Source organism: Blautia glucerasea (assembly GCF_013304385.1).
Classification (GTDB): Bacteria; Bacillota; Clostridia; order Lachnospirales; family Lachnospiraceae; genus Blautia_A; species Blautia_A ammoniilytica.
In genome coordinates this window covers 18,148-35,984 of sequence record NZ_JAAITU010000029.1, presented here as the reverse complement: position 1 = coordinate 35,984, position 17,837 = coordinate 18,148, and the positions used below count along the sequence as shown (strand labels likewise).

The window sequence follows — 17,837 nt, the reverse complement described above, 5'->3', positions numbered from 1 at the left end:
GAGGCAATGGTTGTGAACAGGCCGGAAATCATCTTGTATACCTGCAGGCCGGATGAGGATTATCTGAAGGAAGTCTGTGCCGGGATCGAAGAAGAAGGCGTATTATATCGTATATACAGCCGTCAGGGAGATCTGGATACACTGGCTTTTGAAGCAGCAGCTGTCTCTATGCTAGGCTGTGGGATCGGGATCACAGGTAGCAAGCTTGCCATGCAGATGCAGCATCTTCCTAAAGGGAAAAATGTTTTTGAATTGAATTGTCCCAGATTCTGGCAGTGTCGTAATTTGGGAGCCAATAGCGCAAGGGCTGTAAAGAAGATGCCCTTTAAATCTGTAATAACCGGAAAAATGGAGGAATCACTGTTATGAATATTTATACGAAAGGCGGAGACAAAGGGACAACAAGTCTTGTACATACAAAAAATGTGTCAAAGTCAGATGACAGGATTCAGCTGGTTGGCACCATTGATGAGCTGACCAGTCACATTGGTCTGGTAAAATCCATGTTAACGGATCCGGACATGATACAGAATCTGGAAAAGATCCAGTCTACACTGATCACTTTAATGGCTGGGATCGCCGATCCTTATAAACGGGATTATCGGATCAGTGATGAGGAAACCAGTTTTCTGGAAGCAGAAATTGATCGGCTGGAAGGTTTGTTTGACAGACCAAAGAAGTTTATTCTTCCAGGTGCCAGCCGTCTTTCAGCAGAGACGGATGTGGCACGTACTGTGGCCAGGCGGGGAGAACGGGTGTTGGCTGCTGTCAGTGTGAAATTCGGGGCAGACAATGGTGCAAAAAAATATATGAATCGTCTGGCAGATTATCTTTATGTACTGGCAAGGTATATAGATGCCAGAGAAATGGGACATTCAAAAGATAGTGCATCAGGAAAAGAAGAATTTGCAGATAAGAAAAATTTGCAGAACAGAGGAAGTATTATGGGACAGAAGGAAATGCCAGTCAGTGAGGCTGTGATACAGGAAGTTTTGAAAAGAATGGGAATACAGGGAAAGATCACTTTGGACAGTGCCAAAAGGCTGATCGAAGCCATAGAGCAGGAGGCACAGCGAAGAGGAAAGAAGGCTGTGATCGCCGTCTGTGGTCCGGATGGGAATCCCATTGCAGTTCATGTGATGGATGGCGCATTTCTGGTAAGCTTTGATGTAGCTATCAAAAAGGCATATACTTCTGTAGCTGTTAAAATGACAACAATGGAACTCTCAGCACTTGCCCAGCCAGGAGGGACTTTCTATGGACTGGATAAAATGGACAATGGGAAGATTGTGATCTTTGGCGGTGGTGTACCCCTGAAAGTAGGGGATACTATTATCGGAGGATTGGGTGTTAGCGGCGGCACTGGAGAGGAAGACCATTCTCTGGCAGAGTATGGACTGAGCATTCTGGATCAGGTACTATGATAAAGTTGTGATGGTGCAGTTTTGGGCAGCCATCTTTAGAACTGTGCATCAAGCCTCACGTGCGTTCGACTTGAAATTTTAGAAAAGACATTTTATTTTATGAAGGAAACAGACCTGCGTTTTTTTTCATGTAAGATGTCTTTTTTTGATGGAAATAAAAATAGGGTGGATATAAACATCCTGCAAACTTTCGGTGAAATATATCTTTATGTTGGAAAAAAAGACAGGATCAGAAGGGAAAACAGGTGCAACCTGTCAAAATATGCAAAATGAGAGGGTTTTCTTTTGGTTGTATTCTGGCAGATGCTTTGATAGAATGGAGGAAACGAAAGAGGGAATAAGTAAAAAACATGTCTGCTGTCAGTTCTGAACAGCGAAAATCTCCCATCTTTTTATTTTTTTGTCTAAAAACCGGAAGTCAGGCTGATAAACAGTGAAGACTTCCGGTTTTGTCTATATTTTTTTATATTTTCCTGGCGTGGTACCTTTGTATTTACGGAAGGTACGGATAAAATAGCTTAAATCATTAAAGCCTGTCCGATAGGCAATCTCAGTAATGGAGTCATCTGTGGTGGAAAGCTGGTAGCAGGCCTCCTCAATCCGCTGTCTGTTCAGGTAGTCCATCGGGGTCTGGTGGGTCATTTCGGAAAAAAATCTGCAGAAATATTTTGGGGACATGGAAACAGAGGCAGAAAGCTGCTGCAGGGTTAGAGGACTGGAATAATTCTGTTCAATAAATTCGACCACCTGCTTCAGCTGCTGAAGTCTCTTATAGTCACGTCTTGTTTTGGAAATCCGGTCAAGATATAATTGTTTACCAAAAACAAGTCCGAAAAAATGATAAAATTGTCCAATAACTGTCATTTCATATCCTATGCTTTTTTCCAGGATAGCCTGAAAGATATCGTTCACAGTATCTACAATATCCGGGTATTTTCCTGTAAAATGATGATATACCATTAATTCCTGATGGGCAATCTTCTGGATGTATTCTCCACACAGGGTGTTTTGCTTGATAAATGTATTAATGTCAAAAACAATACACTCATATACACAGTCATTGTCTGGTATGCCACTGTGAAGAATACCACTGTTGACAAAAATAACATCACCTGCTTGTGCAGTAAAGCTTTTTTCATCTAAAGTGACAGTAAGGCTTCCGCGCAGGATTCGCATGATCTCGTATTCTACATGCCAATGATAAGACATTTCATAGCGTGGGTGGCTGCTGTCAATGTGATGAAATTCAAAAGGAAACTGATACGTACCTCTTGGCCGGTCTTCATTCTGATCCAATCCGTGCAAAAAATACATCTCCTTTCATTAAAATAGAAAAAGTGAATATTATGCTATTATTTGCTATTATAACACAAGTAATAATGTGCACACAACGGTATAATGAAAATCAGAGAAGGTTGTACATATGTATCTGTCAGGGGATAGACTAAGACAGATACACATTCTAAATTTTATTATGGGAGGTATTTAATATTATGGCAAAGAGCAGACTGATCGGTGAATATCCAGTAATCGGTATCCGTCCTACGATTGACGGCAGACGAGGCACTCTGGACGTAAGAGGTTCTCTGGAAGAACAGACCATGGGAATGGCAAAGGCTGCTGCAAAATTATTTGAAGAAAATCTGAAATATTCCAATGGCGAGCCGGTAAAGGTTGTAATCGCAGATTCTACCATCGGACGAGTTGGTGAATCAGCAGCATGTGCTGATAAATTCAGAAGAGAGGGCGTAGACATTACCCTTACTGTTACTCCATGCTGGTGCTACGGTTCTGAGACAATGGATATGGATCCACAGACTATTAAGGCAGTCTGGGGCTTTAATGCAACAGAAAGACCGGGAGCTGTATATCTGGCATCTGTTCTTGCTACACATGCACAGAAAGGACTTCCTGCATTTGGTATTTACGGACATGAGGTTCTGGATGCAGATGACATGGAGATGCCTGAAGATGTTAAAGAAAAAATGCTTAGATTCGGACGTGCAGCAGTTGCAGTTGCTTCTATGAGAGGTAAATCCTGGCTGCAGATCGGTTCTATCTGTATGGGTATCGGCGGTTCCATTATTGACTCTGATTTCATCGAGTCCTACCTTGGAATGCGTGTAGAGTCTGTGGATGAGGTAGAGATCATCCGTCGTATGACAGAAGGTATTTATGATCACGAAGAGTTTGAGAAGGCTCTGAAATGGGCAAAAGAAACATGTACCATCGGATTTGATAAGAACCCACCGGAACTGCAGATGACAGAAGAACAGAAAGAAGAGCAGTTTGAATTTGTTGTTAAGATGGCAGTTATCGTTCAGGAGCTGATGAACGGATGCGATAAGCTGGATCCGAAATTCTCTGAAGAAGCGATTGGCCATAATGCACTTGGAGCTGGATTCCAGGGACAGAGACAGTGGACAGACTTCTACCCCAATGGAGACTTTGCAGAGGCAGTCCTTAATACATCTTTTGACTGGAATGGAGCAAGAGAGCCATACATCCTTGCTACAGAGAATGATGTTCTGAATGGTCTTGGAATGATGTTTATGAAACTTTTGACAGGACGTGCACAGATGTTTGCGGATGTACGTACTTTCTGGAGCCCAAGCGCGATCAAGCGTGTGACAGGTTATGATGCAGAAGGCCTGGTTAAAGAAAATGGCGGTCTGATCCACCTGATCAATTCCGGTGCATGCTGTCTGGATGCAAGCGGAGAGGCAAAAGATGAGAACGGCACACCAGTCATGAAAGAGTGGTGGAATGTTACTGAGGAAGATCAGAAAGCAATCATGGCTGCTACTACATGGAATGCAGCTGATAACGGATATTTCCGTGGCGGCGGATTCTCCTCCAGATTTGTTACAAAGGCAACCATGCCTGCAACAATGATCCGCTTGAACCTTGTAAAGGGTCTTGGACCGGTTCTTCAGATTGCAGAGGGATGGACTGTAGAGCTTCCTGAGGATGTATCTGATACTCTTTGGAAACGTACAGATTATACATGGCCATGTACTTGGTTCGTACCAAGATGCGATGGCAAAGAGGGCGCATTCAAATCTGCATACGACGTTATGAACAACTGGGGTGCTAACCATGGCGCAATTTCCTATGGACATATTGGTGCAGACCTGATCACTATGTGCTCCATGCTTCGTATTCCTGTATGTATGCACAATGTATCTGAAGATCAGATCTTCCGTCCGGCAGCATGGAATGCTTTCGGTATGGATAAAGAAGGCGCTGATTACCGTGCATGCAAGAATTACGGACCATTATACAAATAATGGGATGAGTGTGGGAGTACAGATAAGAAGTAATTTGCAGGTATCGTAGACTGCATCCTGTATCCTGACTTTATAAATAGTAGTATTCACCTGCCTGACCGTCTGTATGGATGGTCAGGCGTTTTTTCTGCAAAAAATGACAAAAAAAGATTGAAACTTTCCATGGAAATGATAGAATAAAAAATAATAGGCAATTTTCCAATCGATGTATCTTATGAGGGAAATGGACAGTTGCATTAGCAGAAAGAAAGGGAATGGAAGAACCATATGAAGAATATTCTAAAAGGATTTTTGGGAGCTGTGTTTACTGTTCTGTTTACCATTACAGTATGGGCAGATGCAGGTAATACACAGAGTATAGATTATCCCACAGATTATTATATGATCGTGGAAAGTAAAGAAGGCGGTATTGATATATATGCTGAGCCGGATCTTTCTAGCCAGAAGCTGAATGATCAGCTGATTCCTAATGGGACAGCCCTTCATATAGAAGGTGAAAAGCAAACAGAAGATAAGCGTATATGGGGTTATACCAAATATCATGGCATGTATGGATTTGTTCCTACAGATGATCTGAAGCCGGTTACCCGTTCACAGGCTGTACAGTCTGAGTATTATTTATATGGTGGTAAGGATGCAGATTATGACCTTACGGTTGCAGCAAAAGATGGCAGCGTTGCTTTGTACCATGGCCCTGGAGAGAAGTATGACACAGTGTCCGGCGCAGACCAGATACCAAATGGACAGGTGCTGCATATTACAGCAGAGGCAGATACAGGCGAGGATGGCCTATGGGGAAAGACGGACTATGAAGGATTGGAAGGTTGGGTAAATATTCATCAGGCCAAAGGCGAAGACTCCAAGGGAGAGGACGCAGATGGGATAGAGATTATTGAGAATGTAAATCCAACTGAGAAAGCTACACCAACAAAGGAGCCGGAGGCAGCCTCTGTAAAGAAGTCGAAAGCTGCACCTGCAAAGAAGGCACAGGCTACACCTACAGAGAAGCCGGAAGTCACACCAACAAAGGAACCAGAGGTTACACCGACTAAGAAGCCGGAAGCAACACCTACTAAGAAGCCAGAGGCTACACCGACTAAGAAGCCGGAAGCAACACCAACAGAGAAGCCAGAGGCTACATCTACAGAGAAGCCGGAAGCTACACCAACAAAGGAACCAGAGGCTACACCTACTAAGAGGCCTGAAGCTACGCCAACAAAGGAATCAGAGACAGTAACACCTACAGAGGAAGCAGTAACACCTACCGAAGAGGCGGTGACACCTACAGAGGAGGCAGTTACACCAACGGATAAAGCTTCTGCTGAGAAGGATGCGATGGCAAAGGAAGCTTCTTCCCAGGAAACAAAGGCTGAAAAAGGGATTGGTAATTTGGCTTTATGGATACTTTTGGCAGCTGTAGTGATAGGGTTGATCATAGTAGTGGTTCTTATGAAAAAGAACAAGAAAAATTAAATCAGAACACAAAAAGAACGGCCATATATCTTTCTGATGAAACAGGAGGATATATGGCCGTTTTTTATGTACTATGAAATAACTTTGTAATGAAAGATTATTTGTTGATTACAACGCCTTTCTGAAGCATTACGTTGGCATATACAGCCTTTTCACTTGTTGCAATAATGCAATAAGCAGTTTTGGCTTCTTCATAAAATGCAAACCGTTCAATATTGCCCACAGCAGAAGCACCACGGGAATCATGCTTGGTAACAATTTCTTTATAAGTATTCCAGATAGGTGTAGCCACCTGATCTCCTGGCATGACTTCCATCAGATTAACCGGATGATCTACATAAGTATCCAGTGGGATCATAGTAAGAATGGCATCCAGGATCTCAGGTACACCATGGCCATCGCACCGTACGATCACTGCATTTTTACCCATAGATTCTACAGGAAAATTACCGTCTGCAATTACAAGACGGTCGCTATGACCCATTTCACATAATACCTTTAATAATTCAGGTGATAAAATTTCAGGAACTCCCAATAACATTGTTTGCTCTCCCTTCTGTTCTTTTTTTATAGAGTACATGGAGACAGAAGAGATTGCAAGGCAATATTTTACTGAAAAAGATGAAATAGTTACGGAAAAGTTACTGTGAACTGCTCTACGGAAAATCTGCAAAAAACACAAGCAACCGTAACATTGGAAATATTCGCAGCTTATTTAAAGAAATTGGCTGAACTCAACTTTTTCTTTATTGGGGCCTTCAATGGTAAAAAACTTCACTCCATTGTCCCAGAAAGGCAGGAAATGGATCTGGTCATTTAAGGTGTTAAGGTCATGTCTGCATACCAGGTTGTATACAGCTTCAATATCTGTAACATTAATGGCAATATGCTCTATAGCACCGTAAGACATAGACGTAGAATCACACTCATAGGCTTCAATTACAAGATCACCAAGTTTTAAAAAGTTTACAGACTTACCGGTATCCTCCATTGTTGTGGAAAAGGCAATTTCAAATCCAAGCTCTGAGTAGAATAAAAGGGTTTCTGCCATGTCGGTTGTAGGAATGCCGATGTGCTGAATACCGGTAGCATAATCTTTGATTTGCATGTTATAAATCTCCTTTCGCATTTCAATTTTGTTATATGTTACATGCCCCACATCAGATAGCCAAAATGACGAGATATTCTTAGAAGAGATGTGAGGTGATATCTTATATATGTTTTACGGATTTGGTGCTGGAGCTGCGGCCGTATACAACATTTTGACCGGAACGGCTGTAAGCACGTACCCTGTAACGATAAGTGCTGCCTTTTACAGCTTTTGTATCTGTATAGGTAAGACTGCGGCTTACTCCCACCTTTTTCCAGCCTTCATTTTCATAGCGGTAGATCACATAGCCTGTAGCACCGCTGCACCGTTTCCAGCTGAGGCGGATCCCCTGGGAAACAGACTTGGGGATTCTCAGTGTTACTCTGGACAGAGGAGTGGCAGCCGTGATGCCGGAGGTAAGATAGGAGCCAAGCACCTGTCGGTTGCCTGTGTTTGTAAAAGCTCTTACTGTATACGTGTTTATTTTTCCGGGAGCAACCGGGAAGGAGCGTGAGCTTATATGGATAAAGGAAGTGGTGCTGGCATCTGTGGAACCTAATAATTTCCAGCGTTTTCCTTTTTTAATGTAAATACGGTATCCATCTGCATCGGCTACCTTTTTCCAGGAAATCAGATTCCTGTTTGCAGAAAGAGAAGATACTTTTTTTAAGGCTGGTGCAATGGCTTTAGGGATTCCTTTCTTTCCCTTCGAATCATATCGGCTGGTTCCTGTTTTGGAAACAGCACGTACTGTGTAGGTATAAGTGGTTCCAGGCGTTAAATAACGGTGATTGTAACCATTTCGTTTGATGCCTTTTTGAAGGACTTTCCATGATTTGACATTACCCTCTTTGTAATAGAGAGTATAAGAAGCGGCACCAGGAATCTTGTCCCACATGATCCGAAGGGAACGGGAACTTGTAGCCTTCACAGTATGGATCTTCGGGGTACGCAGACGCGAATCCACTGTAACGGTCAAAGCAGTGGTGACCTGGGAGTCCCCCTTCAGGGTTATGGTGATCCTGGCTTTTCCGGCACGCTTGGGGGTCAGGATCCCGCTGGAGGATACTCTGCACACAGAGGGGCTGGCGCTTGCGAAAGTAAGGGCAGATGGAGAGATCTGTACATGGGAAAAGCCATTGTCAATAAAAAACTCAACTTCTTTTCTTTCGCTAAGGCCAAGCTTCATATTGCCGGTTGCATAAAATTTAAACGGGATACCGGATGAAGAAATAAAGGGTATTTCTGCAGAAACAGTACTGCTGGTATAAGCGTTCATATCAGCGGGAGTGGTAACCTGCTTTCCGTAAAGGAGTACCCAATAGCTTACACCTCCGGCAGTGATGGCTCCAACACCTGCAGCCGTGTAATCGGCATTAAAAATACCTGCCTGATCATCTCCGTTCATCCACACTGCCAATGCTTCAGAAGCGGTTCCCTGTCCTGCAGAAATGCTTTCGTAAGAAGCATCCAGGCAGGCTGTAAGTCCGGAAACACCAATAGGCCGTGTATGGGAATAAAGCACCGAAAGCTCACCGGCACGCTTCATGGCTGCATCCAACAGAGCTGTGTCCATGGTAAGCGGGGAAAGGCCTTTGGCTGAACGCTGTTGATTTACAAGGGCAACCAGCTGGGACGCACTTTCATAATCATAAGTAATATTAATGGGAACCCTGCTGGCTGTTTTCAGAAGTTCATCTGCAGGGTTCACCCGGGTATCTGGACGAATAGATACAGAGGCTGTATCCGGAAAAGCATGGTCACCTACTGTTACAGAGGCATAGGGCAGAATCACGGAGGTGATGCCTGTATTATAAAATGCATATCTACCAATAGAAATCAGGCCCTCCGGAAGCGTAATCTGATTAAGAGAAGGGCAACCCATAAATGCCTGATACCGGATCTCCTTCAGAGAAGAAGGAAATACCACTGCTTTCAGGGAAGCAGATTGTCCGAAGCATCCGTTAGGGATCAAGGTAACACCCTCCGGGATCTGGATCCGTTCCAGGGAATTGCAATAGCTGAAACTGTTGTTGCCGAATTCGCGGATCCCTGTACCGAATATTATGCTGGAAAGACTGCCGCAATATTGGAAGCACTGGGTAGGAATCTGGGTCAATCCGTTGCCGATGGTAACATCTGCCAGCTGTCCGCAGCTGGAAAAAGCACTGGTTCCCATTTCCGTTAAGGTATCAGGGATCCTGATGGAGGTCAGGCGGCTTTTATAAAAGCTGGCAAGTCCAAGCCTGGATACCTGGTTCAGATCCACAGTCTGCAGATTGGCTGCATAAAAAGCATACACGCCAATGGTCTTTACCGAATCAGGTACCTGGTAGCTTTGCGCTGAGCGGGCAGGTGGGTAAAGACATAAAGTGGTCATGTCTTTTGTGAAAACAACACCGTCCACGCTCTGATAAGAAGGATTCTCCGGGGAAACAAGCAGCTCCTGCAGCCATTCGCAGCCAAAAAGCATTTTGTCAGAAAGCGTGGTCAGAGAAGCAGGAAGAGTCAGGGAAGTGATCTGGGTTGCCTGAAAAGCAAAATTACCAATCCTTGCAATTGAATCTGGCAAAGAAACAGAAGTCAGGGAGGTACATTCTGCAAAGGCACCATCACTGATCCCTTCCAATGTATCCGGAAGGGATACAGAAGTTACTTTAGAAAATCCGTAAAAAGCAGCGGATCCAATCTGGGTGATCCCTGAAGTGATCTGGATCTGTGTAGCCTGGTCACGATAGCAGTCCCAGGAAGGACGCACATTCTGGCTGAAGTCTCCTGTACTGCCTGTACCGGAAAGAGTCAGGATCCCTGTATCTATGTCAAAAGCAGCCTGGATACTGGTACTTGCTGTCACATCCTCATTCTTAAGAGATGGGTCCCCATCCGAAAAAAGTGAAACATCGTCTGCATCTGCACCGAAAACATCTGTTCCTACGGAAGATTCATGGGCTATATCTATCGGTGTATCCAGGTCCGTGGAGTCTGCAGAAGCCACATCCTGGAAGTCTGCATTTTCTGATTCGTCAGAAGCATCTGTATTGTCTAAAGATTCATCTGTTACATCCTGAAACATGTCATCGGAAATGCTATTAGAAAAATTATTGGAAGCTTCTTCAAAAAGACTGGCATCATCTGTATAAGCTTCTTCTGTACCCCAGACCGGACCTGCAGGAGTGCAGACCATGGCAGCAGCCAGAAGGATGGCAATGTTTTTTCTTTTCAAACTAATTTCCTCCCTTGAAAATGATATTTGACTATTCAGATTATACCACCCACAGCTGAAAATAGGAATGCTTTTTGTGCAAAATTCAGGAGTTCCGTTGTAATAAAGGGGCGAATATGATACTATATTAGAAAAGAATTGGAGAGGGAGATCGTAAAAAGTACCGGCGGGCAGAAGATTGGGGAATGTATAAGGTGCTTTTACAAACAGGAAAAATAATGTATCGTATTTTATTAGTAGATGATGAGATCCTGGTAAGAGACGCTATCCGGGAGAATATTGATTGGGGAGCCATGGACTGCCAGCTGGTGGGAGATTGCGAGAATGGCAGGCAGGCTATGGAATTTGTAACAGAGCATCCGGTGGATATTGTTCTTACAGATATTTGTATGCCCTATATGGATGGCATGGAATTAAGTAAGTTTCTTCATGAAGAGTATCCGGATATTTTTATTGTGATTTTTAGCGGTTTTGGAGAATTTGAATATGCCCAGAAGGCTATCCAGTATGGGGTGAGTGAATATCTTCTTAAGCCTGTTACCGCTATGGAGTTGCGGGAAGTGATCGGCAGAGTAAAAGAGAAGGTTGATGAGAAGCGGGGGGCCAGGGAGCAGATGGATTCGTTGCTTCGTACCTCTGAGGATTATCGGGACAACGCACTGATGATCCGGTTCGGAGCTATCGAGGGGCTTGTGTCCTGCACCAGGGATATTCAGGAAAGCCTTTATCAGCTGGAAAGGCTGGGGATTCATCTGGATGCCCAGTCCTACAGGGTAGCGATCCTTGACCTGGATGCCTATTCCCAGCTCTTCCAGATTGAAGCAGACCAGAGACAGGAAAGCCAGCTGATGACCTTTGTGCTTTTCAATATCAGTGATGAGATCGTAAGCCGTGAGAATGCAGGCATTGCATACCAGGAAGGCAGTAGCCGGGTCTGTGTTCTTTTTACTGGTGAAAAGAATAAAGAATTTGAAAGCCGGATCCAGGCAGTATGTAAAGAAATCCAGGAGAAAGCCGGAGAGGCCATCGGCATGGGAGTATCCGTTGGCATCGGTGGCTGGGTGAGAAGTCTGACAGAATTGCATTTTTCCCATGAGCAGGCACAGAAAGGGATTGAGTGCAGATATCTTCTTGGAGGTAATCTTCTTATTAATATGGAAGATGAAAAAGAACAGGAAAGCGGACTCTCCATTCAGGTGTTTCTGGAGGATCTGGCAGAAGGCATGAAAACAGGAGAATGGGATCTGGTACAAAGCAATCTGGATCAGATTGTACAACTTATTCAGAAGGCAAGGGTGGGGAAAACCCGGGCATGTGGCTATTTGCAGCAGATCATACGTACCATTGGCCTTTGTCTTGGATCTGTTACCGGGGATCATAAAAAAGAATTAAAGCAAAGAGAGTCACTGCAGGCAAAAATACCAGAACAGCGCACCTTCCAGGAAGCGGTGACACTGGTAGAAGAATATGCAAAAAAGTCCTTTGAGGAACTTCAGATGATGAATAGCTCCAGCGGACACAGACAGGCGGCCCTGGCTATGGACTACATAAAGACCCGTTATATGCAGCCGGATCTGAATCTGAATCAGATATGTTCTTATCTGAATATCAGTACCAGCTATTTTTCCACTATTTTTAAAGAATTGACAGGTGAGACATTTATCGAAGTACTGGGACGGCTGCGGATTGAAAAGGCAATGGAGCTTCTGGAGAGTACGACCCTGAAAAACTATGAGATTGCAGAGAAGGTAGGATTTGCAGATCCTCATTATTTCGGGATCTGTTTTAAGAAAATGACTGGGAAAACGCCTACCGAATATGCCCGGGAGAAACGCCGATGAAAGAAAAAAAGAAAAACAGGGATGTGCTCCGGCATTTTAAAAGTGTAAGGAGTGCACTTTTTGCTGCTATATCTGTGATGGTGCTGTGTGCTGTGGTCATTGTGGTAGCAATTTCCCTGCGCTTTACCAGAACCTCTGTATTTGATAATGCAGTGGTTTATACCAGGACGATTGTGCGCCAGACCAACCAGAATATCGATTCCTATATTGATTACATGGACAATATTGTAACGATGGTTTCAGGCAGCCGGGACACCCAATCATTTCTGTATGATAAGGATGAAGAAACACTTCAGGTTTCCGAATGCAGACAGCGACTGGTAGAGCAGTTTCGGACGATCCTGAAAAGCCGCAGCGATATTCGTAACATTGGCCTGATCCAAAAAGACGGGAACCGGCTTTTTAATAATGGCGGCCAGCAGAAGAATGCTTATCTGGATCTTGACACCCAGGCATGGTATAAAAATGCTATAACCAGCAACCGTTCTGTACTTACCTCGTCTCATGTGCAGCATGTGATCAGGGGAGAACGCCCCTGGGTGATCACAGTAAGCCGCGGAGTGCGTAATTTTACAGGAAGCGGCAACAGAGAAGGTGTTGTATTTATTGACTTGAATTACAGTGCTATCAGTGAATTGTGCGACCAGAACAGTATTGGTTCCAAGGGATACGTTTTCCTTCTTGACCAGGATGGTAATGTTGTTTATCATCCCCAGCAGCAACAGCTTTATAATGAGCTTCAGACTGAAAATATCGATCTTGTTATGAATACAGACAAGGAAACACTGATGGATGGAAGTGGGGATAATGCCAAGATCTATACGATTTCCCGGTCTGAGAAAACCGGCTGGACTGTAGTTGGCTGTACCAATGTGGCAGAGCTTTTGAAAGACAGCAAAAAGGCCAGAAGCATTTATGTGCTGGTAGCGGCAATCCTGGTGATCGCAGCATTGGTTCTTTCCAATCTGATCTCAAGGAATATTACCCGGCCGCTGCAGCAGCTTCGGGATTCTATGGCAAGGGTACAGGAAGGGGATTTCGGGGCAGCGGAAGTAGAAGTGACCTCTCGGAATGAGGTGGGCAGCCTGACCAGATCCTTCAATGTGATGACCAGCAGGATCCAGGAACTGATGAAGCAGAATATTTATGAGCAGCAGCAGAAAAGAAAAAGTGAATTGAAGGCATTGCAGTCCCAGATCAATCCACATTTTCTGTACAATACCCTGGACTCTATCATCTGGATGGCAGAAGGGAAGAAAAATGAGGAAGTAGTGGTTATGACTGCTTCCCTGGCAAGGCTTCTCAGACAGAGTATCAGCAATGAAGAGGAACAGGTACCTATTGGCCAGGAGGTGGAATATGCAAGAAGCTACCTGACTATCCAGAAAATGCGTTACAAGGATAAACTGGAGTTTCAGATCCAGGTTGATGCCCAGATCATGGGAGTGCCTATCATTAAGCTGGTGCTTCAGCCTTTGATTGAAAATGCGATCTACCATGGACTGAAATATAAAGAAGGTAAAGGCCTTCTCATTGTCAGAGGATACAGGGAAGGGGAAAATGCAGTGATCCAGATCAAGGACAATGGAGCAGGCATGGATGAGCAGACTTTGTCCCATATTTTTGAAAAACACAAAGTAAATTATCGGTCAAATGGGGTTGGAGTCTATAATGTACAGAAAAGACTTCAGTTGTATTATGGAATGGATTACGGCATTACATACAGCAGCAGGCAAGGGGAAGGAACCACTGCTTCTATTGTGATTCCTATGAATATGATTCCTATGAAACAGGAGGCAGATCATGAAAAAATATAAAAAATGGATCGCCATGGGTGTGATCGGCTTCCTGATATTTCTTGGATTTTTTACAGGTTATATCCTGCAGAGGCAGAAAAGCAGCACACCATTGTCTTTGATCTATATTCCCAAAACCGAAGACGGAACCAGTGATTTCTGGTCTTCTCTTATTTCCGGGGCCAGGATGGCAGCCAGCGAATACGGGGCACAGCTGGAAGTGATGGCACCGAAAAATGAACAGGATGTAAAAGGGCAGATCAGGCTTCTTAAAAAAGCAATCGAACAAAATCCGGATGGAATCCTTTTTTCCACATCCAGCAGTAGTGCAGCCAATGAAGATCTGAAAAAAGCAAAAGAAAAAGGTATTTGCATTACCTATATTGATTCCTGTACCTCAGAGGAATTGCAGGATCTGACTGTAGCTACAGACAATGTGGAAGCAGGGCGCAGGCTGGGGGAATATGCAAGGACGATCATAGGCAAGGATGATAAGATTGCAGTGATCAGTCATGTGAAAGGAGTTTCCACAGCTGTGGAACGTGAGCAGGGATTCCGCGAAGGCCTGGGAGATTATGAGAAGAATATTGTGGAAGTGGTGTACTGCAATTCTCTTTTTGACAGATCTTACAATCTGGCAAAGGAACTGATGGAAAAGTATCCGGATCTGAAGATGATCGCAGGCATGAATGAGTATTCTTCTGTAGGTGCAGCCAGGGCGGTGAAGGAGGCGGAAGCAAAGGACCGGATCGCTACAGTTGGCATTGACAGTTCCCAGGAAGCAGTGCAGCTGATGGAACAGGGCGTATTTAAAGCATTTGTTGTACAGAAAGCTTTTAAGATGGGATATCTTGGAGTAAAAGAAACGATTCTTCACTTGGAAGGGAAAAAGGAGGAAAAGAACATTGATTCCGGCTGTGAACTGATCACTCCGGAAAACATGTACAACAGTGAGATGGAAAAGCTGTTATTTCCATTTAATACAAAAAAGAATACATAAATATCAAAAAAGGGAGCGGAGTGATCCGTTCTCTTTTTGCATTTGGGAAAAAAGGTAAAAAAATTCCTTACCGTAAATTTTTAACCTTTTTCAAGAATATATTCCATTAAAATCCAGATGGCCACAGGATATAATAATCACAGTTGAAGGGAAATGAAATGAGGAGGAACGGAAATGGAAAATTTCAAAAACAGCCCATTTGTAAAAAAGGTTGGATTTAACAGGATTGTATTATGTGGTGTGCTTCTTGTTATGTACATTGCATTTGCGATCATCAGCCCTACGTTTTTAAGCTATTCCCGAATCCTGAGTGCATTGAACTATGCTTACTTTCTAGGATTCCTGGCATTGGGAGTTACCTTTGTGATTGCTACCGGCGGTATTGATTTCTCAATCGGTCCGGTAATGTTCTGTGCAGCACTGATCGCAGGAAGACTTCTGACAAAAGACGGCATACCTACAGGAGCAGCTCTTCTGGTATGTGTTCTGGTAGGCCTTGTGTTTGGTATCTGGAATGGATTCCTGGTAGCCTACATGGGACTTCCGTCATTTATCTCTTCCATGGCTTCCATGATGCTGGCAAAGGGAATCGGTTCTGTATTTACACAGACACAGACCATCAGCTGGCCACAGTCAAGTGATGCATCTGGCTGGTACAGAAGCCTGGTAAGAATGAAGATCGGAAACACAGATGTTCCAACTGGTCTTCTGATCCTGCTTGTGATCGCAGTGATCTGCGCAATCATCCTGAATAATACAAAAGCAGGAAGATATATCCTGTGCCTGGGCAGTAACAAAGAAGCAGTCCGCTTATCCGGTGTTAATGTTAAGAAATGGGAAATGCTGGCATATGTGATCTGCGGAACATTGGCAGGAGTTGCAGCAATCGCCTATGTTGGTTCCTATACAACAGTTCAGCCGGGACTTGGTGATACATTCAACAATGATGCTATCGCAAGCTGTGTTATGGGAGGAACTTCCATGGCAGGTGGCGTGGCCTCTATCGGAGGAAGTATTATTGGTGTTCTGATCGTATCACTTCTTCAGGAAGGTATCCTTGCAATGGGCTTCCAGAAAGATTATCAGTATGTAATTACCGGTATCATCGTTCTTCTGGCTGTGTATGCAGATGTTCGGAGTAAGAAGAGAAAGAACTGATGTGTGACTACAATAAAGTAGAGAGAAAGGATAGAGATATGGGTGAAGTCATTTTAACAATGAAGGGTATAGATAAGTCTTTCCCCGGTGTTCATGCACTGGACCATGTTGACCTGGAGATCAGAAAAGGTGAAGTTCACGCTCTGATGGGAGAGAACGGAGCCGGTAAATCCACTCTGATGAAAGTTCTGACAGGTATTTATTCCAAGGATTCAGGTTCGATTACATATGAAGGAAAAGAAGTAGAGTTTACAAGCCCAAGGGATGCACAGGATGCAGGTATTGTGATCGTGCACCAGGAGCTGAACATGCTGAATCATCTTACAGTGGCTCAGAACATTTTTATCGGCCGTGAGATCATGAATGGCAAGCTGATCAATGATGCGAAGATGAATGAGGAAGCAGCAAAGCTTTTCAGACAGCTGAACATTGATATTGATCCAAAGGAAAAAATGGGAAATCTTACTGTTGGTAAGCAGCAGATGTGTGAGATCGCCAAAGCGATTTCTCATGAGGCAAAGGTTATCATTTTTGATGAGCCTTCTGCAGCTCTTACAGAAGCAGAGATCGAAGAACTGTTCAAGATCATCCGTGATCTGAGGGATAAGCAGCTGGGAATCGTTTATATTTCCCATCGTATGGACGAGATCAAGGTGATCACAGACCGTGTAACAGTTATGCGTGATGGAAGTTACGTAGGAACACTGATCACAAAGGATTGTACAAAAGATGATATCATCAATATGATGGTTGGCCGTGTGATCTATGAAGATCCGAAGACAGAAAGCAATGTGGCGCCAGACGCACCGGTTGTTCTGAAGGTAGAACACCTGAATGCAGGGAAGATGGTACAGGATGTAAGCTTTGAACTTCACAAAGGAGAGATCCTTGGTTTTTCCGGCCTGATGGGTGCAGGACGTACAGAGACTGCAAGAGCACTTTTTGGAGCAGATCCTAAAGAAAGCGGTGATATTTACGTAAATGGTAAAAAAGTAGATATCAAGAGCCCTATGGATGCTGTAAAATGTGGAATCGGTTATTTGTCAGAGGACAGAAAGCGTTACGGAATTGTTGTAGCCAAAAGTGTGGCAGAGAATTCTACCATGGCAAGCATGGAGAATTTCATGAATGGAATCTTCATTAACAAGAAAAAAGAAAATGAGATTGCAAAGAAATATGTAAATGACCTGAAAACAAAAACACCAGGAGTAGATCAGCTGGTAGTAAATCTTTCCGGTGGAAACCAGCAGAAAGTAGTTATTGCTAAATGGCTGGTAAGAAACTGTGACATCCTGATCTTTGATGAGCCTACCAGAGGTATTGATGTAGGTGCTAAAAGTGAGATCTATCACCTGATGAATGAGCTGGTGGCAGAAGGAAAGTCGATCATTATGATTTCCTCTGAAATGACAGAGATTCTGAGAATGAGTGACCGTATCGTGGTAATGTGTGAAGGCAAGAAGACCGGTGAGATTGATATCTCAGAGGCAACACAGGAAAATATCATGCATGCGGCTACCAGAAGAGAATAAGAGGAGGAAG

General features: G+C 43.9%; 14 protein-coding genes. 10 read left to right on the top strand and 4 right to left on the bottom strand.

Annotated elements, in window-relative coordinates; genetic code table 11:
* Positions 1–6 precede the first annotated feature (6 nt).
* From G5B11_RS11770 to G5B11_RS11760, 3 genes are all read left to right on the top strand, one after another.
* Positions 7–369 (top strand): glycerol dehydratase reactivase beta/small subunit family protein, encoded by a 363-nt coding sequence (locus G5B11_RS11770; RefSeq protein WP_158420050.1) that lies wholly within the window; start codon positions 7–9, stop codon positions 367–369.
* Positions 366–1,424 (top strand): cob(I)yrinic acid a,c-diamide adenosyltransferase, encoded by a 1,059-nt coding sequence (locus G5B11_RS11765; RefSeq protein ID WP_173728334.1) that lies wholly within the window; start codon positions 366–368, stop codon positions 1,422–1,424. The genes G5B11_RS11770 and G5B11_RS11765 overlap by 4 nt, the downstream gene beginning before the upstream one ends.
* Positions 1,425–1,523: 99 nt before the next feature.
* The gene (locus G5B11_RS11760) at positions 1,524–1,697 is read left to right on the top strand and encodes a hypothetical protein (protein WP_173728332.1); all 174 of its coding nucleotides are present in this window, start codon (positions 1,524–1,526) and stop codon (positions 1,695–1,697) included.
* A 180-nt stretch (positions 1,698–1,877) separates the two neighbouring features.
* Here the strand turns inward: G5B11_RS11760 and G5B11_RS11755 are convergent, their stop codons facing one another.
* The gene (locus G5B11_RS11755; RefSeq protein ID WP_244092997.1) at positions 1,878–2,738 is read right to left on the bottom strand and encodes a helix-turn-helix transcriptional regulator; all 861 of its coding nucleotides are present in this window, start codon (positions 2,736–2,738) and stop codon (positions 1,878–1,880) included.
* 179 nt (positions 2,739–2,917) lie between these two features.
* On the opposite strand from G5B11_RS11755, the gene G5B11_RS11750 reads away from it, so the two are divergent.
* Together G5B11_RS11750 and G5B11_RS11745 are read left to right on the top strand one after the other, a co-directional pair.
* On the top strand, positions 2,918–4,714 hold the full coding sequence (locus G5B11_RS11750) for an L-fucose isomerase (RefSeq protein ID WP_158420053.1): 1,797 nt from the start codon (positions 2,918–2,920) through the stop codon (positions 4,712–4,714).
* Between the two features lie 267 nt (positions 4,715–4,981).
* Positions 4,982–6,187, top strand: a complete 1,206-nt coding sequence (locus G5B11_RS11745; protein WP_173728328.1) for a hypothetical protein — start codon at positions 4,982–4,984, stop codon at positions 6,185–6,187.
* 97 nt (positions 6,188–6,284) lie between these two features.
* Here G5B11_RS11745 and G5B11_RS11740 read toward each other — a convergent pair whose 3' ends face one another.
* The 3 genes from G5B11_RS11740 to G5B11_RS11730 all read right to left on the bottom strand — a co-directional run bounded on the left by G5B11_RS11740 (position 6,285) and on the right by G5B11_RS11730 (position 10,500).
* A complete protein-coding gene (locus G5B11_RS11740) occupies positions 6,285–6,728 on the bottom strand; it encodes an RbsD/FucU family protein (RefSeq protein WP_173728326.1) in 444 nt (147 codons plus the stop codon).
* A gap of 174 nt (positions 6,729–6,902) precedes the next feature.
* The gene (locus tag G5B11_RS11735; RefSeq protein ID WP_158420056.1) at positions 6,903–7,295 is read right to left on the bottom strand and encodes a VOC family protein; all 393 of its coding nucleotides are present in this window, start codon (positions 7,293–7,295) and stop codon (positions 6,903–6,905) included.
* A 103-nt stretch (positions 7,296–7,398) separates the two neighbouring features.
* Complete coding sequence (locus tag G5B11_RS11730; RefSeq protein WP_173728324.1) at positions 7,399–10,500, bottom strand: leucine-rich repeat protein; 3,102 nt, start codon at positions 10,498–10,500, stop codon at positions 7,399–7,401.
* Positions 10,501–10,718: 218 nt separating this feature from the next.
* On the opposite strand from G5B11_RS11730, the gene G5B11_RS11725 reads away from it, so the two are divergent.
* The 5 genes from G5B11_RS11725 (at position 10,719) to G5B11_RS11705 (ending at position 17,827) form a co-directional block, all read left to right on the top strand.
* Complete coding sequence (locus G5B11_RS11725; protein ID WP_173728323.1) at positions 10,719–12,341, top strand: response regulator; 1,623 nt, start codon at positions 10,719–10,721, stop codon at positions 12,339–12,341.
* Positions 12,338–14,158: a cache domain-containing sensor histidine kinase gene (locus G5B11_RS11720; RefSeq protein ID WP_173728321.1), complete on the top strand. Its 1,821-nt coding sequence runs from the start codon at positions 12,338–12,340 to the stop codon at positions 14,156–14,158. Before G5B11_RS11725 ends, G5B11_RS11720 begins: the two co-directional genes overlap by 4 nt.
* Complete coding sequence (locus G5B11_RS11715) at positions 14,145–15,137, top strand: substrate-binding domain-containing protein (protein ID WP_173728319.1); 993 nt, start codon at positions 14,145–14,147, stop codon at positions 15,135–15,137. The genes G5B11_RS11720 and G5B11_RS11715 overlap by 14 nt, the downstream gene beginning before the upstream one ends.
* 174 nt (positions 15,138–15,311) lie before the next feature.
* Positions 15,312–16,295, top strand: coding sequence for an ABC transporter permease (locus G5B11_RS11710; RefSeq protein ID WP_173728317.1), 984 nt, complete (start codon positions 15,312–15,314; stop codon positions 16,293–16,295).
* 38 nt (positions 16,296–16,333) lie between these two features.
* Complete coding sequence (locus G5B11_RS11705) at positions 16,334–17,827, top strand: sugar ABC transporter ATP-binding protein (protein WP_173728350.1); 1,494 nt, start codon at positions 16,334–16,336, stop codon at positions 17,825–17,827.
* Positions 17,828–17,837: the final 10 nt, after the last annotated feature.